Here is a 22,987-nt window from a genome sequence, read left to right on the forward strand (position 1 = left end):
GCAATGTCTGAGGAGCGCGTCGAGCGCCTGCTGGCTGAGGTCCATGATGACTTCGGCATGATCCGTGTGCTGGAAGTGGCCGATTATCGCTTTCTCGAGTTCGGCGATTCCATCGAGCAGAGTTGCGTGTTTACCGCTGACCCGAGTTGGTTGGAATACGATTACACCCGGGCGATGCTGATTGGGGCGTTGTGTCATGAGCAGCCGGAGAGTGCGTTGTTCTTGGGCTTGGGCGCCGGGACGTTGACTCAGGCTTGTCTGAAGTTTTTGCCTTTGGAAGATGTTGAGGCCATCGAGTTGCGGCCTGATGTGCCGCGCCTGGCCATTGAGTACTTGGGGCTGGATGATGATCCTCGGCTGTATATCCGCGTTGGGGATGCGTTGGAGTTGCTGCCTTCGGCTGAGTCGGCGGACCTGATTTTTGTTGACCTGTATACCGATGTTGGCCCGGGCGTTGGGCATCTGGCTTGGACGTTTCTGGAGAACTGCCAGAAGAAGCTGAATCCGGGTGGGTGGTTGGTGATTAATCAGTGGGCTACCGATGACGGCAAGCCGTTGGGGGCGGCGTTGTTGCGTGGGTTGTATCACCGGCATTACTGGGAGCTGCCGGTGAAGGAGGGGAATGTGATTCTTTTGGTGCCGGCGGACCTGGATCAGGAGCTTGATCTGGTTGCGTTGTCTGCGCGGGCTGAGGGGTTGGCGTCGCGGTTGGGGTATTCGTTGCAGTCGCTGATTAAGGCGATTCGGCCGGCTACGTAGGGTTTTTATTGTGTACATATCCGTTATTTAGGTAACGGCTACTTATGGTTCCGCTCTTACAGCGGGTCACTTTTGGCAAACGCCCGGAATGCCGGCCCAGCCAAAAGTAACCAAAAGGTCTTTGCCCCACCACTCGGTGCCTCGCCTAGGCTCGGCATGCCCGCACTCCGGCCATCGTGGTTGACGGGGCCCGCAGATCAAGATCAAAAGCAGATCAAAAGCAAGAGCACAGCGGCCTACCGGCCGGCTTGCTTCTCTGTAGGAGCGAGCTTGCTCGCGAAAAACCTGAGACCGCCGCGTTGAATCAGGATGCCCACATCATCGTTAACGACCTTCGCGAGCAAGCCCGCTCCCACATTTGGACCGTGCCCGCTTTAGCTTCTGATCTTGCTGTTGCTGTTGCTTCACCACACTCAAGCCGGCCGGTAGGCCGCTGTGCTCTTGATCTGCTTTTGATCTTGATCTTAGGCGCCCCGTTAAACCACGCTGGCCGAACGTAGGCAGTACGGAGCGGGTAAACCGGCAGGACGCCGGTTTAGCCGCGACGGGGCAGGGACGCCCCGTCGCGGCGGCCCGCTTCGTGCTGCCGGAGTGAGGGCACACCGAGCCCAAGCGAGGTGCCGAGTGGTGGGGCAAGAGCGTTTTGCTTACTTTTGCGCTTTTCAAAAGTGAGCCGCTGTAAGAGCGGAACCCATAATAGCCGTTACCTAAATAACGGATATGTACCCCGCCCCAAGCCCCCCTCCACAATCAACAGCCTTTAAAAACCCCAGGCCGCTTCTCGACCATCGCCCGTACACCTTCCTTGGCATCCTCACTGTTCAGCAGTTTCTCCACCAGCACGGGCAACCCGGCCGCCGCCGCGATCTCCCCCTCAATCCGCGCCTGGCGGGCCGACATCAGCGTGGCCTGCACCCCCAGCGGCGCCTGCTGGGCTATGCGGTTTGCCAGCGCCACCGCCCGGGGCAGCAAATCCTCGCTGGCCATCACCTCCTGCACCAACCCCAACCGCAGCGCCTCATGGGCATCAAACTCGTCCCCCGTGAGCAACCAGCGCATGGCATTCCCCCACCCCGCGATCTGATGAAAACGCAACGTCGCGCCCCCAAAAGGAAAAATCCCACGCTGCACCTCCATCTGCGCAAAGCGGGTATTGCTGGCACACAGGTTGATATCCGCCGCCAACATCAACTCGATACCAATGGTCAGGCAGTAGCCCTGAGCCGCAACAATCACCGGCTTACTCACCCGGGGCCCCGCGAAAACTCCCCACGGATCACAACCGCCCAACGGTGGTTGCCAGCCTTGTGCCATCGTTGGACCGACATTGGCCAGGTCCAACCCGGCGGTAAAATGATCGCCATGCCCGAAGACAATGGCCACCCGCGCCTCCTCATTGCGATCAAATTCGCCATAAGCCAGGCTCAACTCATTGAGCAATTCCAGGTCGAACGCATTGCGCTTGGCCACGCGATCCAGGCCCAGCAACAGGATATGGCCCTGCTGTTCACGGCTGACGCGGCTGCTGGTGGCTTGGTTCATGGGGTGTGCCCTCGGGCGCAAAGGGAGGTTTCGGACCGAAGGGCCCGCTGTTAAGGGTGAACCGTTTAAGCGTCATGACCAACAGGGCCGGGCCTTTGAAAAATAGACCCAGTCGCCGCAATGCGCAAAGCCTTTGGCGCAGAGCAGTTCCACTGGGTTTTCCGATAAAAAAAGCTCCCTTTTTCAGCGATTTCCGGTATAGTGCGCGCCGGCCTTTAACCGGGCCGCGTTTAGGTAGCGCAATTCCCCGAAGTCAGCTTCGGCTGCACGTCCGCACAGCGGACTCTTCCTTGACGAATCTTTTTCATTCATTCGTTTTCGCAAATCCCCGCCGACAAAGCAGCCAGGGCGACTCTTGAGTCTCAACACGGCATGCGCAGCTTTGGAGCATGGGTCTTTGCGGATGCACTTAGAGGCAGACCCATGACCCAGGAAACCGGCGGCTTCGCCGCTTTTAATCTTAACCCGAATATTCTTGCTGCCGTCATCGCGACTGGCTACGAAGAACCTTCGGCTATTCAGCAGCAATCGATCCCGATCATCATGGCCGGCCAAGACATGATTGGCCAAGCGCAAACCGGTACCGGTAAAACCGCCGCGTTCGCCCTGCCAATCCTGCACTGCATCGATCCTGCCAAGCGCGAGCCGCAAGCCCTGATCCTGGCGCCAACCCGTGAGTTGGCGCTGCAAGTAGCAACCGCTTTCGAAACCTACGCCAAGCAAATGCCGGGCGTTACCGTTGTGGCCGTTTACGGCGGCGCGCCTATGGGCCCACAACTGAAAGCAATCCGTAACGGCGCACAGATCGTTGTCGCCACTCCGGGCCGTCTGTGCGACCACCTGCGTCGCGACGAAAAAGTACTGTCGACCGTGAACCACCTGGTTCTGGACGAAGCTGACGAAATGCTCAAGCTGGGCTTCATGGACGACCTGGAAGTCATCTTCAAGTCGCTGCCAGCAACCCGTCAGACCGTACTGTTCTCGGCCACCCTGCCACAGTCGATCCGTGCCATTGCCGAACGCCATCTGCGCGATCCGCAACACGTTAAGATCCAGACCAAGACTCAGACCGTTACCGCGATCGAACAGGCTCACCTGTTGGTTCACGCTGACCAGAAGACCTCGGCTGTATTGAGCCTGCTGGAAGTCGAAGACTTCGACGCCCTGATCATGTTCGTGCGCACCAAGCAAGCGACGCTGGACCTGGCCAGTGCCCTGGAAGCCAAAGGCTACAAAGCCGCTGCGCTGAACGGTGACATTGCCCAGAACCAACGTGAGCGCGTCATCGACTCCCTCAAGGATGGCCGTCTGGACATCGTTGTGGCGACCGACGTTGCCGCTCGTGGCCTCGACGTTCCACGTATCACTCACGTGTTCAACGTTGACATGCCTTACGATCCAGAGTCCTACGTGCACCGTATCGGCCGTACCGGCCGTGCCGGTCGCGAAGGTCGCGCATTGCTGCTGGTGACTCCACGTGAGCGCCGCATGCTGCAAGTGATCGAGCGTGTAACCGGTCAGAAAGTTGCCGAAGTCCGCCTGCCGGATGCCCAGGCTGTTCTCGATGCCCGCATCAAGAAACTGACCAACAGCCTGTCGCCGCTGGTGGCTGACGCTGAATCGACCCACGGCGACCTGCTGGACCGCCTGACTGCCGATATCGGTTGCACCCCGCGTGCCCTGGCCGCAGCCCTGCTGCGCAAGGCTACCAACGGTCAGGCCCTGACCCTGGCGGCCATCGAGAAAGAACGTCCACTGGTGCCGAACAACGCTCCGCGCGGTGATCGTCCAGAACGTACTGGCGACCGTCCAGACCGTGGTGATCGCGAGCGTCGTGCTCCGGTTCCATTGGCTGAAGGCCGTGCTCGCTGCCGTACCGCGCTGGGCGCGCGTGATGGCATCGCTGCCAAGAACCTGCTGGGCGCTATCCTCAACGAGGGTGGCCTGGCACGTGAAGCGATCGGTCGCATCCAGGTGCGTGACAGCTTCTCCCTGGTGGAGCTGCCGGAAGATGGTCTGGAAAAGCTCCTGACCAAGCTGAAGGACACTCGCGTTGCCGGTAAGCAGTTGAAGCTGCGTCGCTACCGCGAAGATTGATCCGCCCTTGGGCTGATTGATCGAACATAAAAAATCCCCGACTGGTTCGGGGATTTTTTTTGCCTGCGATTAAGCGAAACGATAGATATCCATGCCCAGCGCGCCCAAGGTGAAGCCTTGGTGGGCTGCGCTGAATTCACCGCCTGCGCCCCGGGCAAAGTACAGCGGCAGCAAATGCTCATCGCTGGGGTGGCTGCGCACGGCATGGGGTGCCTGGCGGCGATAGTCGTGCAGGGCGGCTTCATCGTTGGCCGCCAGCTTGCTGACCATCCAATCGCGAAAATCCCGCGCCCAGGGCTCGATGCTCTCCGGCCCGGCATGCCAGTCCAGTTCACCGAGGTTATGGGTAATGCTGCCGGAGCCGATCAGCAGCACGCCTTGTTCCCGCAGGCTTGCCAGTGCGTGGCCGACACGGGTTTGCAGGGCAGGGCCCATGCGGCTTGGCAGCGATACCTGCACCACCGGAATATCGGCAGCCGGGTACATCAGCGACAGGGGCACCCAGGTGCCGTGGTCGAAGGGGCGCTGGTCATCAATGTGCGCCTCCAGGCCGTCAGCCTTGAGCAATTGGACAATCTCGGCGGCCAATGCCGGGTCGCCGGGCGCCGGGTACTGTACGGCGAACAATTCCCGCGGGAAGCCGCCGAAGTCGTGCCAGGTCTCGGGCGCGGCGCTGCCGGTAACCAGCAGGCCCTGGCTTTCCCAGTGTGCCGAGACCACCACAATGGCCTTGGGCCGTGGCAACTCGGCTGCCAGGCGCTTGAGTGCCGGGCCGCTGGCACCGGGTTGCAGGGCAAGCATCGGTGAACCGTGGGAGATAAACAGGCTGGGGAGCATGATCGTGTCCTGAGGGTTAAGATGGGACCATCTTCAATCAGATCATTGATCTAAATCTAATATAAGTTTTAGCGCTATTTGATCAAGTTTTAGGGTGAATCATGGAGCCTGGATTTTGGCATGAGCGTTGGGCGCGCAATCAGACGGGTTTCCATCTGCCCGAGGTGAATCCTTACCTGCTGCGCCACTGGCCTGGCCTGGGTGTGGCGAGCGGGGCGCAGGTGCTGGTGCCGCTGTGCGGCAAGAGCCTGGACCTGGTGTGGCTGGCGAGTGTCGGGCATCGGGTGATGGGGGTCGAGCTGTCGGAAAAAGCCGTTGAAGCGTTTTTCACCGAGCAGGGACTGACGCCGCAGATCAGTCAGCGCGGTGCTTTCAAGGTCTACCAGGCGGGCTCCATCGAACTCTGGTGCGGGGATTTCTTCGCCCTGGATGCAGGCGCAGTGGCAGATTGCCGGGCGCTTTACGACCGGGCGGCGTTGATTGCCTTGCCGCCGTTGATGCGAGAACAGTACGCCGCGCACTTGACCAGGATTCTGGCGGGAGGCAGTCGTGGCCTGTTGATCACCCTCGACTATGAACAGGCGCAGAAGGCAGGCCCGCCGTTTGCGGTGAGCGATGAAGAAGTGCAACTGCTGCTTGGCGCGCAGTGGAGCCCCGAGGTACTGGAGCAGCAGGACATTCTGGGGCAGAGCTGGAAGTTTGTTCAGGACGGCGTCACACGCCTGGAAGAGCGGGCGTATCGGTTAGCCAAGGGCTGAATCGCGCCCACAAAAAAGGGGCGATCAAATCGCCCCTTCTTCTTTTCGCTGTCAGCCGCGACGACGCAGTGCGTCAATCCGCTCTTCCAGCGGCGGGTGGCTCATGAACATGCGAGCCATGCCTTGCTTGATGCCACCGTTGATGCCAAAGGCAGTCAGGGTGTTCGGCATATGCACCGGCAAGCCCTGTTCGGAGCGCAGGTGCTGCAGGGCGCTGATCATTGCGCCGGTACCGGCCAGGCGTGCGCCGGCTTCGTCTGCACGGAATTCCCGTTTGCGCGAGAACCACATCACGATCGAGCTGGCGAGGAAGCCCAGTACCAGTTCGGCGAAGATGGTCGCCACGTAGTAGGCCATGCCCTGGCCCTGTTCGTTCTTGAAGATCACCTTGTCGACGAAGTTGCCGATGATCCGCGCAAAGAACATGACAAAGGTGTTCACCACGCCCTGGACCAGCGCCAGGGTGACCATGTCACCGTTGGCCACGTGGCCGATCTCGTGGGCCAGCACCGCCTTGATTTCGTCGGGCGAGAAACGCTCCAGCAAACCCTGGCTGACGGCCACAAGGGCGTCGTTCTTGTTCCAGCCGGTGGCAAAGGCGTTGGCTTCATAGGCCGGGAAGATCCCGACTTCAGGCATCTTGATCCCGGCTTCGCGGGACAGTTGCTCGACGGTTTGCAGCAACCATTGCTCATGCCGGGTGCGTGGCTGAGTAATGATCTGGGTGCTGGTGCTCATCTTCGCCATCCACTTGGAGATGAACAGCGAGAAAATCGAGCCGGCAAAACCAAAGACCGCACAGAAGATCAGCAGCTGATTGAGGTTCAGATCAACCCCGTTGGCCGCCATGATCCCATTGAAGCCAAAAAGGCTCAGCGTGATGCTGGCAATCAGCACGACCGCCAGGTTAGTGGCCAAGAACAGCAGAATGCGCATCATGGTTGTAGAATTCTCCTCATGCTAAATATGTCGCGTACTGCGGGGTATATAAGGTGCAGCATGGGGCTATTCAACCGAGGGACTATTTCAAACTGTGTCCTACAGCCTGAATGTAGAGCCTTGAAGGGAATTTCCGAGGCCCGGGGTAGCTCGGCAGTCTCGCTCCATTACCTTGCGGCCCTGTAATTATAGGGTGATGCTTGACCGAGGGGGTAACCGGTGAGTGTGAACGGCGAGGGACCTGCGCAAGGCAGAGAAGTGTTGCCAGATAATCGCTGTACGACCATGGGCGGGCCGTACAGCGCAATGTCCATTACTGGCGATAGGACTTCAGGAAGTTGCCGATACGACCGATGGCCATCTCCAGGTCATCCACCCGCGGCAAGGTGACCACCCGGAAGTGATCCGGCCACGGCCAGTTGAACGCTGTGCCCTGGACCACCAGCAGCTTTTCCGACAGCAGCAGGTCGAGCACGAACTTCTCATCGTTGAAGATCGGGCACACTTTCGGGTCGATCCGCGGGAACGCGTACAGCGCGCCCATGGGCTTGACGCAGCTGACACCCGGAATCGCGTTCAGCAGCTCCCAGGTGCGGTTGCGCTGCTCGAGCAGGCGGCCTTGTGGCAGCACCAGGTCGTTGATGCTCTGGTAGCCGCCCAGGGCGGTCTGGATGGCGTGCTGGCTCGGCACGTTGGCACACAGGCGCATGTTGGCCAGCATGTCGATGCCTTCGATGTAGCTCTGGGCATTGTGCTTGGGACCGGAAATCGCGATCCAACCGGAACGGAAACCCGCCACCCGGTAGGACTTCGACAGGCCATTGAAGGTCAGGCACAGCAGGTCCGGGGCCAGGGACGCGGTGCAGATGTGCACCGCGTCGTCGTACAGAATCTTGTCGTAGATCTCGTCGGAGAACACCACCAGGTTGTGCTGGCGCGCCAGTTCGAGCATGCCCAGCAGCACTTCCTTGGAGTAGACGGCGCCGGTGGGGTTGTTCGGGTTGATGATCACCAGGGCCTTGGTATTCGGGGTGATCTTGGCCTTGATGTCGGCCAGGTCCGGGAACCAGTCCGCGCCCTCGTCACACAGGTAATGCACCGGATGGCCACCGGCCAGGGTGACGGCGGCGGTCCACAGCGGGTAGTCGGGAGCCGGCACCAGCACTTCGTCGCCATTGTTGAGCAGGGCCTGCATGGACATGACGATCAGCTCGGACACGCCGTTGCCCAGGTAGATGTCTTCGATGCCGACACCTTCAACCTGCTTCTGCTGGTAGTACTGCATGACGGCCTTGCGCGCGCTGAACAGGCCCTTGGAGTCGCTGTAGCCCTGGGCGGTCGGCAGGTTGCGGATCACGTCCTGGAGGATTTCGTCCGGCGCTTCGAAACCAAAGGGTGCCGGGTTGCCAATGTTCAGCTTGAGGATGCGATGGCCTTCCTCTTCCAGGCGTTTGGCGTGCTTGAGCACTGGGCCGCGAATGTCGTAGCAGACGTTGGCGAGCTTGTTCGATTTGCTGACCTGCATGGCGATGTGATCCTGAAAATGAACGATCCAGACGGTGTGAGGACTACCGTGCTGAGAATCCTGCGTTGGCCTGACCCATAAATACGTTTGAATGCCGGTAACGCGGGTGCCAGACTGGCGCTTTGAAGAGGCGCAATCATACGTGCCGCCTGATCCATGGAAAAGACACAGATCAGGCTTTTTCAGTTGCCGAGGTGTACCGATGGAAAAGTTGCAGAAAACCGTTGAAGAGTGGAAAGCCATGCTCGACCCGGAGCAGTACAACGTGTGCCGCCTCAAAGGCACCGAGCGACCGTTCAGCGGCAAGTACAACGGCACCAAGACCGACGGCGTTTACCACTGCATCTGCTGCAATGAACCGCTGTTCGATTCCAAGGCCAAGTTTGACTCCGGCTGCGGCTGGCCCAGCTTCTACGAGCCGATTGCCGAGCAGGCGATGGTCGAGATTCGCGATATCAGCCACGGCATGATCCGTACCGAAGTCACCTGCGCCAAGTGCGATGCGCACCTGGGCCACGTGTTCCCGGATGGTCCGCCGCCGACCGGTTTGCGTTACTGCATCAATTCGGTGTGCCTGGATCTGGTGCCGCGCTAAACCGTCTATCTCCTGCGGGCCTTCGTGTCCGCAGGGGCCGTTATACCAAGGCATAAGCCCGAGCAATTAAATTGCACACAATTGAATTGCCTACTATCTTTCAGGTCTTCTTATTTCTTTCGAGGCACTGCCATGAGCGACAACCTGCTGAGCATCCCTTGCACCACCATCAAGGGTGAGCAAAAGACCTTGGCCGATTTCGCCGGCAAGGCGATTCTTGTGGTCAATACCGCCAGCAAGTGCGGCTTCACCCCGCAGTACAAGGGGCTTGAAGAACTCTGGCAGCATTACAAGGACCAGGGCTTGGTGGTGCTGGGCTTTCCCTGCAACCAGTTCGGCAAGCAGGAGCCGGGCAACGAAGGCGCCATTTCCGAGTTTTGCGAGCTGAACTTCGGTGTCAGCTTCCCGCTGTTCAAGAAGATCGACGTCAACGGCAGCGATGCTCACCCATTGTTCGTGCAGCTTAAAAAACAGGCCCCGGGTTTGCTCGGCTCCAAGGGCATCAAGTGGAACTTCACCAAGTTCCTGATCGGCCGCGATGGCAAGGTGGTCAAGCGTTTCGCCCCGACCACCAAGCCCCAGGACCTGACCCAAGAGATTGAAGCCCTGCTCAAATGACCGACCTGTCCCTGTCCCTTGACGACCAACTGTGCTTCAAGCTCTACGCCGCCTCCCGCGCGGTCACCCGGGCCTACAAGCCGATGCTCGATCAGTTGGGGCTGACCTACCCGCAATACCTGGTGATGCTGGTGTTGTGGGAATGGCAGGCCGCAGCCATGCCACAGCCGACGGTCAAGGCCTTGGGCGAGCGCTTGTTGCTGGATTCCGGCACGCTGACGCCGCTGCTCAAGCGCCTGGAGCAGCTTGCTCTGGTGCGGCGTCAGCGCAGTGCGCAGGATGAGCGTGAGGTGCACCTGAGCCTGACCGATGAAGGTCGACACTTGCGTGACCAGGTGCAGCCGCTGAAGGCCCGCCTGTTGTGTGACAGCGGGGTTGACCTGAACCAGGCCGATGCCTTGCGTGACGGCCTGGATCAGCTGTTGCGACTGATCAAAGACTTGTCGTAGTCGGCACCCACAGGTCGAGCAAGGCCTTGAGTTCTTCCCGGCGAAACGGCTTGGCCAGGTAGTCATTCATGCCTGCCGCCCGGCAGCGCTCGCGTTCCTCGGACATCGCGTTGGCCGTCAGCGCGACAATCGGCAAGTCCGGCCAGCGCCCGCTGCGGCGGATCTGCCGGCTGGCCTCATAGCCATCCATCACCGGCATATTGCAGTCCATCAGCACCATGTCGAAGCTTTGTTCTTCCAGCAGCTTGAGGGCTTCGCCACCGTGGGCGGCGACGATCACCTCGCAGCCGAGCTTGGCGAGCATGCCCTTGGCCACCAGTTGATTAACCGGGTTGTCTTCCACCAGCAGGACGCGCGCCCGGTGAGCGAGGGGGCCGGTTTCCAGCTGGATCAGGTCAAGCACCACGTGCGGATCGATGCGCAGGTTGCGTTGCAGAATCTGGTAGAGCGCCGTGCGGCTCAGGGGTCGGGCTTGTTGTTGCAGCGGCGCCAGGGCCGCAACTTCTTCGCTGGGCATGAAGTTGCCGTAGGCGGTCACCACCAGGATCGGCGCGGTGATCGACGGGCGCAGGCGAAACAGGCATTCGGGGCAGTCGGTGATCAACAGGTCAGGGTTCTGCCCACTCAAGTCATCGTCAATGGAGTAGCAGCGCGGCGTCAGCCCCCAACTCGGCAGCAGGCTGTTGAGCAGTTCCGCCAGGCCGCTACTGCTGCTGGTGATCGCGATGACGTCGCCTGCCAGCGGCGCCAGGCGCATCGCCGGTAAATGCGTCGGCAGTGGCAGGTCGGCGCAGAACTGGCTGCCAAAGCCGGCTTCGGAGCTGATGCTCAGGCGGCCCTTCATGGCCTCGCACAGGTTGTGGGTCAGCGCCAGGCCCAGGCCGGTGCCGCCAAACTGGCGAGTGATACCCGCACCGGCTTGGGTGAACGGCTGGAAAATCTTGACCTGAGCATCCTGCGCAATCCCGATGCCGGTGTCGCATACCTCGATTCTGACCCGGTCGGCCTGGGCACTGAGGCGCACGTCCACCCGGCCAAAGCGCGTGAACTTCAGGGCGTTGGACAGCAAATTGCTGACAATCTGCCGTACCCGCGTCGGGTCGCCCAGCACCTGGGCGGGAAACTGCGGGTCGATCAGGCACGTCAACTCCACGCTGGGCGCGGCGTTTTGCGAGAGCAGGTTGGCGGTGTCCTCCACCAGTGCGCCCAGGTCGAACGGGATGTTTTCCAGCTCCAACTGACCGGCATCGAACTTGGACAGGTCGAGGATATCGTTGAGCAACTCCACCAGCACTTTGCCCGAGTCATGGGCGATCGACAGTTGCTGGCGTTGCTCGGCATTCAGCGGGCTGTCGAGGGAGAGGGCGATCATCCCGAGCAGGCCGTTGAGCGGCGTACGGATTTCATGGCTCATGTTGGCGAGGAACGCCGCCCGTGCCTGGGCCATGGACAGGGCCGTCATCTTCGCCGCTTCCAGTTCGTCGTTCGACAGCGTCAGTCGATGATTGATGGCCTTGAGTTCGGTGGTGCGCGCAGAAACGATGTCTTCCAGTTGGCCGAGGTATTCAGTCAGGCGGTTTTCGGCGTGTCGGCGTTGCTGGATCTCTGTCTCCATGTTTTCAAACTGCTGGTTGGCAACGTTGACCAGTACGCCGATCTCGTCGTGTTCGTGCCCCGGTGGGCAGTCCAGGCGCTCGTGCTTGCGTGAGCTCAGCTCGCGGATGATGCGCACCAGCGGCTTGGTCAGCATCACGTAGAACAGCGCCAACAGAATGCCGGTGAGGATCAGACTGCGGGCAAAGCCGTTGAGCAGAGTGATCTCGGCGCGGCGCAGGAAGCGGCTGCCGAACGCGTAGGTGTCGACGTCGAGACGTAATACGCCAAGGGCGTCATTGGGCATGTGGGTGAGGTACAGCCGGTCTTCGAATTGGCGGTTGGCGCCAAACAGGAAATCGCTGATGGGGCGGTAGGTGCTTTCCTTGCGCGGGCGCTGGACATCGGCCAGTACCAAGCCGTTGTTGTCGACCAGTTGTGCTCGGGTGATGGCGGGGGAGTGCAGCAGGCCCAGGGTCAGTTCCTGAGCCAGTTCGGCGTCGATGTTGTAGGCGATGCGAGAAGCCGGGTTATGACTGATTTCAATCAGCGCGCGTATTTCCCGGTTGATGGATGCGTCTTCGCTGGCATAATCAATCCCAATCTGTAGCAGGCTGAGCAGGGTTCCCAAGACGAACCCGACCAGCACTGTCAGTCTGGCTTGTTTATAAGACAAGCGGTGGGCGAACTTGATATCCATCGGGTGCTGTACCACTTTACGTTTCCTTTCGCCCGGCAAGCATAGCTGAACATCCACAGGCTCAAACTTGCCCGGCATAAATCGATTTTATTCGGTGCAGCCCTGCTGAGTCTGCCTCAGGGTTGTCAATACGCCATCTTTTACAAGAACTTGCCAGAGGAATAGTCGTGGATTCTCGATTGAATGCCTTTCTTGAGCGTGCCGACGCGGTACTTGCTCGCCTGGAGCCCTTGTTGCCTGCCCCACGCGAGGCGGTTGACTGGAACCATTGCCTGGCTGCCCGCTGGCAGCGCGAAGGTCGCAGCGGCTTTTTATTGCCGCTGGAAGTCAGCCTGGACATGCGCCTGTCCGACTTGATCGGCGTGGACAAACAACGCGAACAATTGGCCCGCAACACCCAACAGTTTCTCGACGGCCTGCCGGCCAACCATGCGTTGCTCTGGGGCTCGCGCGGTACTGGGAAATCGTCCATGGTACGCGCCTTGCTGGCCCAGCATGCCAAGGCCGGGTTGCGCCTGATCGAGATCGAGCGCGATCACTTGGCGGACCTGCCGCGAGTGGTTGAGCAACTGATCAAATTGCCACAGCGCTTTGTATTGTTCTGCGATGACCTGTCCTTCGAAGCCGGCGAGAGCGATTACCGCGTGCTCAAGAGCGTACTCGACGGCTCCCTGGAGCAGGCGCCGGAAAACGTCTTGCTGTATGCCACCTCCAACCGTCGTCACCTGGTGCCCGAGAACCAGAGCGACAATGAAAACTGGAAGACGGTAGATGGCGAGCTGCATCCTAACGAAGCGGTGGAGGACAAGATTGCCCTGTCTGACCGTTTCGGTTTGTGGCTGTCGTTTTACCCGTTCAATCAAGAGCACTTCCTGGATGTGGTCGAGCACTGGATCGGTGAGCTGGCGAACAAGGCCGGTTTGCAGTGGCAGCGCGATGAAGAGCTGGACATCCTCGCGGTGCGTTGGGCAACCGGGCGTGGCAATCGCAACGGCCGTTGTGCCTATCAGTTCGCCCGCTACTGGGTGGGCCTCAAGTTGTTGGAGCGTCAACCATGATCGATTTGCAACAGTCCGGCACCGGCCTTGATGGTTACGCCATGCTGCATGCGCAGTTGGAATCGTTGCTGGCGGATGAACGGGATTTCATCGCCAATGCCGCGCAGTTTTCTGCGTTCCTGTTCAACCAGCTGGACGATTTGAACTGGGCGGGCTTCTACCTCAACCGCAATGAAGAGCTGGTGCTCGGGCCTTTCCAGGGGCAGATCGCCTGTGTGCGCATTCCGTTTGGTCGTGGGGTGTGCGGCGCGGCAGCGGCCTCGCGACAAACCCAGCGGGTGGAAGACGTGCATGAATTTGCAGGGCATATCGCCTGTGATAGCGCGTCGAATAGCGAACTGGTGGTTCCGCTGGTCAAGGAAGGGCGCCTGATTGGTGTGCTGGACCTGGACAGCCCATCGCTGTCGCGGTTTACCCCGCAGGACCAGGCCGGCATCGAGCAGTTGGCGGCGATTTTCCTGCGGTTGACCGATTGCTGATGGCGTGAGCCTCCTGTAGGAGCGAGCTTGCTCGCGAAAAACCAGAGAACACCGCGTGCATCCAGAATGACCGCGTTATCGTTGGCGATTTTCGCGAGCAAGCTCGCTCCTACAAATTATCGACGGTCCAGGGCCTCCAGTTGCATCTGCAGCATCCTTTCCAGCTCAAGCATGGATTTCTCCATGGCCTTGATATCCACCTCGATAGCGTGCCGATTGTCACCTTGGCCACAGGCCAGCTCCAAGGCTTCGCATTGCCCGGCCAGGATATCCGCCTGGATGATCCGTGCGGCGCCCTTGATCTTGTGGGCTTGCTCGATCAGGTCTTGGGGGGCGGCTTGTCGCGCCAGTAAGGCCATCAGCTCGACTCGATCATGCCGGCTGCTGCTGAGCAATTCTTCAAGCAAACGCTGACTCAACTGTGGGTCGCCGCCTGTCATCGCGTCCAGGCTTTGAAGGGTGAACACATTGCCGGTGGGCAACGGGGCGACCTGTGCCAGTTGCTGCTCCAGCGCGGTGAGGCTGATGGGTTTGAACAGGCAATCATCCATGCCTGCGTCGAAGCAGCGTTGTTTCTCCTCAGGTTGAGCGTTGGCGGTGAAACCGAGTATCACGCACGGCGTTTTTTGCTCGCGCTGCTCATACTCGCGAATGGAATGACTCAACTCATAGCCGTTCATGACCGGCATATTGCAGTCGGCAATGACCAGGTCGAAGTGCTCCTCGCGCCAGGCCTGAAACCCTGCAGCACCATGATGGGCGGCGGTGAACTGATGTCCCAGGAAGCCCAGTTGCTGGCACATGAGCAAGCGGTTGGCCGGATGGTCATCCACCACCAGCACATTGAGTACCGGCGCCGGCTTGGTCGCGGCAGGCTCCAACTGGTCTACGGCCTTGACCGGTTGCAGGCTGGTCATCTTCAGGCTGACGTGGACCTGGGTGCCCACCATGGGTACGCTGCTCAGGCTCAGTTGCCCGCCCATCATGGCGCACAGGCTGCGACAGATCACCAGCCCCAGGCCGGCGCCGCTCCGGGCCAGGTGCCCGGAGTTGTCGGCTTGGGCAAAAGGCTCGAACAGGCGTGACTGGTCTTCGCGATTGATCCCGATGCCGGTGTCCTCTACCACCAGTTTCATCTCGACCTGCTGAGGTTGCCCGGTCGCTTTCAGTTGCACCTTGATCTTCACCTGCCCGCGTTCGGTGAACTTGATCGCATTGCTCACCAGGTTCGAAAGCACCTGTTTGAACCGCAACGGATCGATCAGCACATCGGTGTCGCCGGCATCGGGGCTGAACTCCAGCACCAGGCTCAGGGTTTTCTGGCGCGCCAGGCCATCGAACACGCGCACCACCGACTCGATCACCTCGCGCAGGTTGACCCGCTCCGGGGCCAGGCTCAGGCGGCCGGACTCGATGCGTGCAATGTCCAGAATATCGCCGATCAGCTCCAGCAGGTCCTTGGCCGAGTTGTACGCGACCTCGATGGCGGGGCGATCAAGATGACCCTGGTCGGCACGCTTGAGTGTCAACTCCAGCATGCCAATGACGGCGTTCATCGGTGTGCGGATTTCGTGGCTCATGGTGGCGAGGAACGTACTTTTTGCGCGGTTGGCTTCGTCGGCGCGTTCCTTGGCGGCACGAAGTTCATCGAACAGCTGGCGCCGTTCGCTGATATCGATCCAGCCGCCAATGATGCCCTGCACCTCGCCCATCGAGTCGCGGTACGGGAGAATCCAGTGATAGATCGTGAGTTTTTTCCCGTGGACATGCAGGGTGCGATCCAGGATCAGCGGTTTGCCTTCGGCCACCACCTGCTGGTAGTCGGCATGGTACTGAGCCGCCTCCGTCTCAAGGGCCATGTCCATCTGGGTGATGCTTTTGCCAATGATGTCCTCACGCTTGACGTCGAACGTTTGCAGGTAACTGTCGTTGCAGGTCTGAAGGAAGCCGTTGTGGTCACGTACGTAGATCGGATGCGGGGTTTCATTGACCAGCGCCCGCATGAACTCGAACTGGTCGTTAAGGGCGCGCTCAGCCAGTTTTCGATGCTTGATCTGGCGCTGCAGGTAGCCGTTCCAGGTCAGGGAAATCAACAGCAGCAGCCCGGTGCCGATGATGATCTGGGCAATCAGGCGGTGGTAATTGCGCCAGTAACCGTCGGATGCCGCGTTGTAGCCGCGCCAACGACTGTTGATCGCCGCCAGCTCATCCGGGGCAATGCTGAGCAGCGCCTTGTCGAGGATCGAGCTCAGTTCGGTGGCGTGGCGGGACGTCGCCAGCGCAAAGGTCGCAGGCAGCGTGCCAATGCTGGAGCTGATCTGTAACTTGTCCTGGAACACCGGTGAGGAGAGAAAGTAGTTGGCGATCACCAAGGGGTTTACTGCGCCGTCTACCTGGCCCTGTGCCAATAGTTCGGAGGCCTTGAAGGTATCACCGGCCTCTACCAGAGTGACCTGGGTAAACTCCTGGCGCAGGAATTTTTCCAGCGGGTTGCCTTGGGTAATCGCCAGGCGCTTGCCGGCCATCTGTTGAAGGCTTGCGGGCGCGCCTGCCTCTTTGCGCGTCAGCAGTACATAGGAGTTTTCCAGGTAGGGGCGGCTAAAGCTCAACTGGGACTCGCGCCCGGCGCTTGGAACGATTGCGCCGATGATATCGGCTGCCCCGCTATGGACCAGCTCAATCATGCTGGCGACGTCCCGCACGTGTTGGATCTCGAAGCGCAGGCCGGTTCGCAGGCGAATCAGCTCCAGCAGGTCGGCGGTGACGCCCCGGAAATTGCCGTCGGTATCAAAAAATGTAAGCGGGGCGAGGGTTTCGTTGACCACCACCTTTACCACCGGGTTGCCTTTGAGCCAGCGCTCTTCGCGCAGGGTCAGTTGCAGCTTTCGGTCGGTCAGTAGAATGTCGCTGCCCGCACTCCAGCGCTTGGCGATGCTGTCGCGTTCATAGGTTGATACGCCATCGAGCACTGAATCGACGATGCTCAGGAGAATGGGTTGATCCTTGCGCAAGGCGAAGCTGAAACCGTAAGCCTCGTGCTTGCCGAAGTTGGCCATGCGGATGTTTTTCAGGTAGCCCTTGTTGATCATGTAGTGAGTGGAAATGGTGTCGCCCAGAAAGACGTCCGCTTGGTCGAATGCCACCGCATTCAAGGCATTCTGGTAGGAGGGGTAGGCATGGATGGTCGCCTTTGGATACAGCGCCTGCACCTCATTCATGGGCAGGTAGTGGTAGACAAGGCTCAGGCGCAGGCCCGCCAGGCCGTCGCCAAGGTTGCGGTGTTCACCTTCGCGGGTGACCAGTACCGGTTGATCCACTGCGTAGGGCAATGACAGGGCAATATCGGGATTCGCCGCTTCAAAGCCGTTGGCGGACCCCAGAAAGTCGATATCGCCGTTTTCCAGCGCCCGGATCGCGGCTTCCCGGGAGGGATAGCGCAGCACCTTCAGCGGTATTGCCAGCGTCCTGGCCACCAGGCCGGCGTAATCGGCGGTCAACCCTTCATAATCGCGACCGCTGGAGGTGATGTCGAAGGGCGGGTAGTCCGGTGCAGACGTGCCCAGTATCAGTTCGCGTTTGTTTTGCAGCCACTGGCGCTGAGTCTTGTTCAGTGGGGTGTCCAGTTGAACGGCACCGGCACGCCCCAACAGTGCGTATTGCTCGGGAACAGTTTGTTCGGCAGGCACGGAAGTGCTGAGGCACGCCCCGATACTCAATATGATTAGATAGTCCTTTAAACGCCTGGGCATCCGATTTCTCACACTAGCGCGTTACGTTTTGCCATCTCGATAAGTTCTACCAAGGATTTGGCTTTTAGTTTTTGCATGAGCCTTTTTTTGTAGGTGCTGACAGTCTTGTTGCTGAGAAACATGCCTTTGGCTATTTCCTTGTTTGTCCGGCCTTGTGCAAATAATTGCAATACCATGAGTTCGCGATCATTGACCACTTTGAACAATTCAAGCTCTTCGTTGCAATCTGTTTCATTAGTGTTGCCGTTGAGGGCCTGGCTCGGGAAGTAGTTGTAACCTGACAGGACTGCCCTGATAGCACTGAGCAGTTCGCTCAAGTCACCTTCCTTGCACACATACCCATCGGCACCGGAACGCATGCACCGTGTGGCAAAGAGTTTTGGCGTCTGGGCGGTGAGGATCAATGTCTTGGTCGGTGTACTCATTGCGTTGAACCGGCAAAGCACTTCCAGGCCGTCGAGTTTTGGAATTCCGATATCAAGGATGATCAGGTCCGGCTGGCACTCCTTGACCATTTGTATCGCATCACAACCATTATCTGCTTCTCCAACTACTTTATAGCCTTCGTGTTCTAACAACATTCGAATGGCAAGTCGGATAACGGGGTGGTCGTCGATAATAAAAACTGAGTTCATGATCAAATTCCATGCAAGCGCAAATAAAGTCGGCACATTAGCTCACATGGCAATGAAGGAGGATGAACTCGATGTGGAACAAACGTAAAACAAGAATATTCCTACAATAAAAAAAGCAAGGGATTACGCCCTGTGAGGTGTTTGTTGTTTGGGTGTAAGAAATTTGCGTGGGTAGAGTTTAAAAATAAGTGGCAGCGGGCAAGCTGTTTTACAGCGAGGGATTTTCATACGGGGCGGGCGTTTAACTTCCTACTATCTTGTTGTGCGGGGGAAGGGGTGATTGGCGTATGAGCTCGCTCAGTTCAACGTGGTTCAAAGGCTTCGACAAGTAGCCAAGCAGCGGAAAGTTGCGTTGGAATGCCTGGGCCTTGAGGATTTCCAGTTCGTTCACGGGCAGGCCGCTGAGCAATATCGCGGATTTTATAAAGCCCCTGCGGTTGGCGATTTCAATCAACTCCAGCCCAGGCAGGTCCGGGAGGCATTGATCACACAACAGAATATCGAATGGTACGGCGGTTTGTGTCATCAGCCGCATTGCCTGCTCTGCATTTTCAGCCAGGGTCAGGTCGTGGTAGCCATAGTTGCGTAGCAGGCATTGGGTGGCCAGCAACTGAAAGGGGTGATCCTCCACCAAGAGGATTCGAAGTTGTTCGTGCATGGGGTTTTCCATGAAGTGACCAAGCGCCCGGGAGACGCTCCGCCAGGGCACGTAGTAAGACGTTAATGGCCCGCCAGTTATGGGGCGCAGGAGTGTGTCGAAACACTGCGGTCATGGCGCGCGATTATTCATCGCTACGGGGAGGAAGTTCGATCAGGCCGCTCTGTTCCGTGCGTAGGGCGATTCTGTGAAAAAGTGGCCCTGGCTATAAGCCAGGGCGCAGGTTTATTGCGGACTGGAGCGTCCAGTCATTTCTCGGGCCATTTCACTGGCGTAGCTGTCGGTCATGCCGGCGATGAAGTCGATCATGCGCAGGAACGAAGCGTGCAATGACCACGACGGGTCGGGGGCGCTGTTGCCCAGCAGGTCGAGGATGCGCCGGTTCTTGAACGACGGGGTGCGACCACCATGTTGTTCCAGGGCCGCGCCGCAGAAGGCGTTCAAGAGGATTTCGAGGGTGGTGTAGGCGCCGATTTCATGCAGGGTCTTGCGCTTGTCCTGGAAGATCTTCTTGCGCGCCATGTCCTTGGCATCCAGTACGCAACGCTTGGCGGGGCCGTGCATATGTTCCACCAGGTCCCCCGGCAGGGTACCGGCCAGCAACGCGTCCTGTTGTTCGACGAACGCCCGGGCAGCGGCGTTGGTCAGGTGCTCGATGGCCTTGCCCCGCAGGATCGCTAGCTTGCGTCGCCGGGAATCCAGCGGGCCGAGTTGCCGGTAGGTTTGCGGTAAGTCGTCGCCCACCAGGTCCAGCAGCAGTGACTCGACCTCGGCGTATTCCAGCAGCTCCATTTCCAGCCCGTCTTCGAGGTCGATCAACGCGTAGCAGATATCGTCGGCGGCCTCCATCAGGTACACCAACGGATGTCGCGCCCAGCGCTGTTCTTCCAGTTGCGGCAAGCCGAGCTTCTGGGCGATCTGCTCGAGAATCGGCAGCTCGCTCTGGTAGCAGCCGAACTTGTGTTTCTTGTAGCCCAGCGAGTCGGCGTGGCGGGCGGTCCAGGGGTATTTCAGGTAGGTGCCCAAGGTGGCGTAAGTCAACCGGGTACCGCCGTCAAACTGGTGGTATTCCAGCTGCGTGAGTACCCGGAAGCCCTGGGCATTGCCTTCGAAATTGAGGAAGTCATTGCGCTCGGCGCTGGTCATGTCATCCAGCCAGCCACGCCCGGAAGCCTGCTGGAACCAGTGCCGGATCGCGTCTTCACCGGAATGACCAAACGGCGGATTACCGATGTCGTGGGCCAGGCAGGCCGATTGCACCACCATGCCCAGGTCGCTCGGGTCACACCAGTCGGGCAGGGCGCTGCGGATCGTCTCGCCCACGCGCATGCCCAGGGACCGTCCCACGCAGCTGACTTCCAGGGAATGGGTCAGCCGCGTATGGATGTGATCGTTGCTGGTCACCGGATGCACTTGGGTCTTGCGGCCCAGTCGGCGAAACGCGCCGGAAAAGATGATGCGATCATGGTCTTTGTGAAACGGGCTGCGCCCCAGTTCTTCCGGGCTGTGCAGCGGTTTTCCAAGGCGTTCGCGGGTAAGCAGGGTGGGCCAATCCAAGGCGGGTACTCTCCGTGCGGTGAATGACGCCTCCCAGCTTCCCGGTTCAGCCGGGCCTTCGCAAGCGAAAAACTACAGGCCGGCGGCGTCGATATCGATTAGCAGCAGGCGCTGACCATTATCAAAGAATTGTCCGGCAGTCAGGCAGTACTGGTTGGTCGTGGCATCGCGATAGGTTGAGGACAGGGTCAGCCGCCGCTCCTCCCAACCTTCGGCCAGCAGATGATAAAAATACGGACGCCATGACCAGTTGTGGCCCAGGTAGCGGCTGTCGGCTTGCCAGGCGCCCTGGTGCCATTCGAAATTCGGCGTCAGTTGCGTGCCATGCCGGTCGCACTGGTAAAAACGCAGCAGCCAGGGAAACGCCGGCAATTGCGGCAGTTGGCTCAGCGGTGCATGGGTGTGGGCCCAGGTTTGCAGGATCTGCATCAGCTCCGCCAGTTGCTGGCGCAGCTGCATGATCCGGCCACGTTCGGCCAGCTTCTGTTGGACGTAACCGGTGCGCAGTTGGGCGAAGCGCGGCACGAACGCGTCGGTGTCGAACCAGTCCAGCTGGGCCTGGGCGAACAGGTAGCCCTGGACATAACGCGAACCACATTCCAGGGCGAAATTGAGCTGGGTCTCGGTTTCGACGCCCTCGGCAATGATCCAGCAGCCGGTTTTTTCCGCCATTTGTGCCAGCGCCCGCACCACGTCCCCGCTGGGGCCACCCCGGGCAGCAGCCTGGAACAGGCGCATGTCGAGCTTGAGAATGTCCGGTTGCAGGGCCAGCACCCGGTCCAGTTGCGAATAGCCAGCGCCGAAATCATCAATGGCAATCCGCGCCCCGGCTTCGCGGTAGCGCTCGACCACTTCGGCCAGGCGCTGGATATTACCGCCCAGTTCCGTGATCTCGAAGACGATACGGCGCGGGTCGACGTTATGCACCTGCAATTGCTTCAGGCTCGGCAAGGCCTGCCCCGGGCGCAGCCGGGTAATCCAGCGTGGCGAGATGTTCAGGCTGAGGAACCACTCTTGCGGGGCTTCATGCAGACGGCTCAGGGCATTGTCGCGGATCTGTCGGTCCAGGCGGCGCAAGGCCACGGAGGGCGTACGCGGGTCGGCAAACAACGGACCCACCGAGCGCAGTTCACCGTTCGCCTGGCGCACTCGCCCCAAGGCTTCTACGCCGGCGATGCGGCCGGTAGCGGTGTCGATGAATGGCTGGAAGCAGGCGAGCGGTTGCCCGTCGATCACAGGGCCTCCTTAAAAGACCGGAATAAAAAAGGCCCGGCCCTCGAGGGTGAGGGCCGGGCCTGATCTGTTTGCAAGAATGCAGCCAGCGCGGCTTAACGTTTGCGCGAAGCACCCTGCATGGCCAATTTGATCAACGGGATCAGACCGGCGCCAAGCCGCACCAGGCGGGTCATGGTGCCGATTCCGCCGCCCTTGGCGCCTTTACCGGTAAGAAAGCCCAACAGTGTCACCACGCCCACGCCCCACAGCGGCGCGTGCTTGATACCAAAACCGTCCTGCCAGCTCTGGCCCATGTTGCGGACCTTTTGCAGCGGCAGCATCAGTTGCTGGGACTCGTGACGAATTTCCTGGCGGTGCATTTCCATGCGCAGGCGGATCAACGCCTTGCGCATCTCTCGCCGGGAAGTGTTTTGCGGCAATTCAGTCATGCTCATGGCAGCAGGCGCTCCCGGTCGTTGGCCAGCTCTTCGAGGGTGGCATGGAACGGCGTGGACTCATCGAACACCGCCGCCTTCAGGCGCAACCCGCAGAATGCTGCGGCCAGTATGTAGAACACACATAAGCTGATGATCCCGGTCAGGCGGTAGGTATCCCACACCAGAATCATCACCAGCGCCGACAAACCCACCAGCAGCAGCAAGGCAAACACCAGCGCCAGGCCGGCGAACAGCAACAGGCTGACGGTGCGGGCTTTCTGCTCCTGCAACTCGATGCCAAACAGCTCGACGTGGCTGTGCAGCAAACCCAGGACAGCCGCTCCCAGGCGCCGTGAAGTAGAACTTGGGCCCGTGGACGAGCCGGATTCGCCGATAGACATGATTAGCGCCTTGTAGCCAGCAGGCCGATCAAAAAGCCCACGCCGGCTGCAATGCCGACGGACTGCCATGGGTTGGCCTGGACATAATCCTCAGTGGCCGTGACCGCCGCCTGCCCGCGTTCGCGCAGGGAGTCTTCGGTCAGTTGCAGGGTTTCACGGGCCTTGAGCAGGCTGTCGTGAATCTTGCTGCGCAGCTCGTCAGCCTGGTCACCGGCGAGAATCGCCGTGTCGTCCAGCAGCTTCTCGGTATCGCTGACCAGGGTTTGAAAATCCGCCATCAGTATTTCTTGAGCAGTCTTTGCCGTTTTTCTGGCCATGGTTATCTCCGTGAGTAGCTGGTCTGTTTACTTTTGGTTTCGAGTCACCGGCATCGGTGAAGGTTCACT

21 protein-coding genes are annotated in these 22,987 nt (G+C 59.7%); 8 read left to right on the forward strand and 13 right to left on the reverse strand.

Going from position 1 to position 22,987, the window contains the following annotated elements; genetic code table 11:
* Window positions 1-3: 3 nt before the first annotated feature.
* Window positions 4-759, forward strand: a complete 756-nt coding sequence (locus AU074_RS27165) for a spermidine synthase (protein ID WP_076017349.1) — start codon at window positions 4-6, stop codon at window positions 757-759.
* A gap of 750 nt (window positions 760-1,509) precedes the next feature.
* On the opposite strand, the gene AU074_RS27170 is transcribed toward AU074_RS27165, so the two are convergent.
* Window positions 1,510-2,301, reverse strand: coding sequence for a crotonase/enoyl-CoA hydratase family protein (locus AU074_RS27170; RefSeq protein WP_076017350.1), 792 nt, complete (start codon window positions 2,299-2,301; stop codon window positions 1,510-1,512).
* Between the two features lie 423 nt (window positions 2,302-2,724).
* Between AU074_RS27170 and AU074_RS27175 the strand changes: the two genes are divergently transcribed.
* Window positions 2,725-4,398, forward strand: a complete 1,674-nt coding sequence (locus AU074_RS27175; RefSeq protein ID WP_076017351.1) for a DEAD/DEAH box helicase — start codon at window positions 2,725-2,727, stop codon at window positions 4,396-4,398.
* 69 nt (window positions 4,399-4,467) lie between these two features.
* Here AU074_RS27175 and AU074_RS27180 read toward each other — a convergent pair whose 3' ends face one another.
* Window positions 4,468-5,235, reverse strand: a complete 768-nt coding sequence (locus AU074_RS27180) for a class III extradiol ring-cleavage dioxygenase (RefSeq protein ID WP_076017352.1) — start codon at window positions 5,233-5,235, stop codon at window positions 4,468-4,470.
* Window positions 5,236-5,336: 101 nt separating this feature from the next.
* Here AU074_RS27180 and AU074_RS27185 point away from each other — a divergent pair, with 101 nt between their 5' ends.
* Complete coding sequence (locus tag AU074_RS27185; RefSeq protein WP_076017353.1) at window positions 5,337-5,993, forward strand: thiopurine S-methyltransferase; 657 nt, start codon at window positions 5,337-5,339, stop codon at window positions 5,991-5,993.
* 51 nt (window positions 5,994-6,044) lie between these two features.
* Here the strand turns inward: AU074_RS27185 and htpX are convergent, their stop codons facing one another.
* Window positions 6,045-6,932, reverse strand: coding sequence for a protease HtpX (gene htpX / locus AU074_RS27190; protein ID WP_076017354.1), 888 nt, complete (start codon window positions 6,930-6,932; stop codon window positions 6,045-6,047).
* Window positions 6,933-7,245: 313 nt separating this feature from the next.
* Entirely contained in the window at window positions 7,246-8,457 is a 1,212-nt protein-coding gene (locus tag AU074_RS27195) for a pyridoxal phosphate-dependent aminotransferase (protein WP_076017355.1), read from the reverse strand.
* 202 nt (window positions 8,458-8,659) lie between these two features.
* On the opposite strand from AU074_RS27195, the gene msrB reads away from it, so the two are divergent.
* The 3 genes from msrB to AU074_RS27210 all read left to right on the forward strand — a co-directional run bounded on the left by msrB (window position 8,660) and on the right by AU074_RS27210 (window position 10,119).
* Complete coding sequence (gene msrB, locus AU074_RS27200) at window positions 8,660-9,052, forward strand: peptide-methionine (R)-S-oxide reductase MsrB (protein ID WP_076017356.1); 393 nt, start codon at window positions 8,660-8,662, stop codon at window positions 9,050-9,052.
* A 132-nt stretch (window positions 9,053-9,184) separates the two neighbouring features.
* A complete protein-coding gene (locus tag AU074_RS27205; protein WP_076017357.1) occupies window positions 9,185-9,670 on the forward strand; it encodes a glutathione peroxidase in 486 nt (161 codons plus the stop codon).
* Window positions 9,667-10,119 (forward strand): MarR family winged helix-turn-helix transcriptional regulator, encoded by a 453-nt coding sequence (locus tag AU074_RS27210; RefSeq protein ID WP_076017358.1) that lies wholly within the window; start codon window positions 9,667-9,669, stop codon window positions 10,117-10,119. Before AU074_RS27205 ends, AU074_RS27210 begins: the two co-directional genes overlap by 4 nt.
* On the opposite strand, the gene AU074_RS27215 is transcribed toward AU074_RS27210, so the two are convergent.
* Window positions 10,103-12,412 (reverse strand): response regulator, encoded by a 2,310-nt coding sequence (locus tag AU074_RS27215; protein WP_076017359.1) that lies wholly within the window; start codon window positions 12,410-12,412, stop codon window positions 10,103-10,105. The genes AU074_RS27210 and AU074_RS27215 overlap by 17 nt on opposite strands.
* Before the next feature lie 167 nt (window positions 12,413-12,579).
* Here AU074_RS27215 and AU074_RS27220 point away from each other — a divergent pair, with 167 nt between their 5' ends.
* Together AU074_RS27220 and AU074_RS27225 are read left to right on the forward strand one after the other, a co-directional pair.
* On the forward strand, window positions 12,580-13,470 hold the full coding sequence (locus tag AU074_RS27220; RefSeq protein WP_076017360.1) for an ATP-binding protein: 891 nt from the start codon (window positions 12,580-12,582) through the stop codon (window positions 13,468-13,470).
* The gene (locus AU074_RS27225; RefSeq protein WP_076017361.1) at window positions 13,467-13,949 is read left to right on the forward strand and encodes a GAF domain-containing protein; all 483 of its coding nucleotides are present in this window, start codon (window positions 13,467-13,469) and stop codon (window positions 13,947-13,949) included. The genes AU074_RS27220 and AU074_RS27225 overlap by 4 nt, the downstream gene beginning before the upstream one ends.
* 116 nt (window positions 13,950-14,065) lie before the next feature.
* On the opposite strand, the gene AU074_RS27230 is transcribed toward AU074_RS27225, so the two are convergent.
* From AU074_RS27230 to AU074_RS27265, 8 genes are all read right to left on the reverse strand, one after another.
* Window positions 14,066-17,698, reverse strand: coding sequence for a transporter substrate-binding domain-containing protein (locus AU074_RS27230; protein WP_076017362.1), 3,633 nt, complete (start codon window positions 17,696-17,698; stop codon window positions 14,066-14,068).
* 8 nt (window positions 17,699-17,706) lie between these two features.
* On the reverse strand, window positions 17,707-18,333 hold the full coding sequence (locus tag AU074_RS27235) for a response regulator transcription factor (RefSeq protein WP_076017363.1): 627 nt from the start codon (window positions 18,331-18,333) through the stop codon (window positions 17,707-17,709).
* A gap of 241 nt (window positions 18,334-18,574) precedes the next feature.
* Window positions 18,575-18,991, reverse strand: coding sequence for a response regulator (locus tag AU074_RS27240; RefSeq protein ID WP_076017364.1), 417 nt, complete (start codon window positions 18,989-18,991; stop codon window positions 18,575-18,577).
* Window positions 18,992-19,216: 225 nt separating this feature from the next.
* Window positions 19,217-20,548 (reverse strand): deoxyguanosinetriphosphate triphosphohydrolase, encoded by a 1,332-nt coding sequence (locus AU074_RS27245; protein ID WP_076017365.1) that lies wholly within the window; start codon window positions 20,546-20,548, stop codon window positions 19,217-19,219.
* A 72-nt stretch (window positions 20,549-20,620) separates the two neighbouring features.
* Complete coding sequence (locus AU074_RS27250) at window positions 20,621-21,784, reverse strand: EAL domain-containing protein (protein WP_076017366.1); 1,164 nt, start codon at window positions 21,782-21,784, stop codon at window positions 20,621-20,623.
* A 92-nt stretch (window positions 21,785-21,876) separates the two neighbouring features.
* Window positions 21,877-22,218, reverse strand: a complete 342-nt coding sequence (locus tag AU074_RS27255; protein WP_076017367.1) for a hypothetical protein — start codon at window positions 22,216-22,218, stop codon at window positions 21,877-21,879.
* Entirely contained in the window at window positions 22,215-22,601 is a 387-nt protein-coding gene (locus AU074_RS27260) for a phage holin family protein (protein ID WP_003209078.1), read from the reverse strand. The genes AU074_RS27255 and AU074_RS27260 overlap by 4 nt, the downstream gene beginning before the upstream one ends.
* 2 nt (window positions 22,602-22,603) lie before the next feature.
* Complete coding sequence (locus tag AU074_RS27265; RefSeq protein ID WP_026078283.1) at window positions 22,604-22,918, reverse strand: YqjD family protein; 315 nt, start codon at window positions 22,916-22,918, stop codon at window positions 22,604-22,606.
* Between the last annotated feature and the right edge of the window lie 69 nt (window positions 22,919-22,987).

Source organism: Pseudomonas sp. ATCC PTA-122608 (assembly GCF_001952855.1).
In the GTDB taxonomy this organism is placed as follows: Bacteria; Pseudomonadota; Gammaproteobacteria; order Pseudomonadales; family Pseudomonadaceae; genus Aquipseudomonas.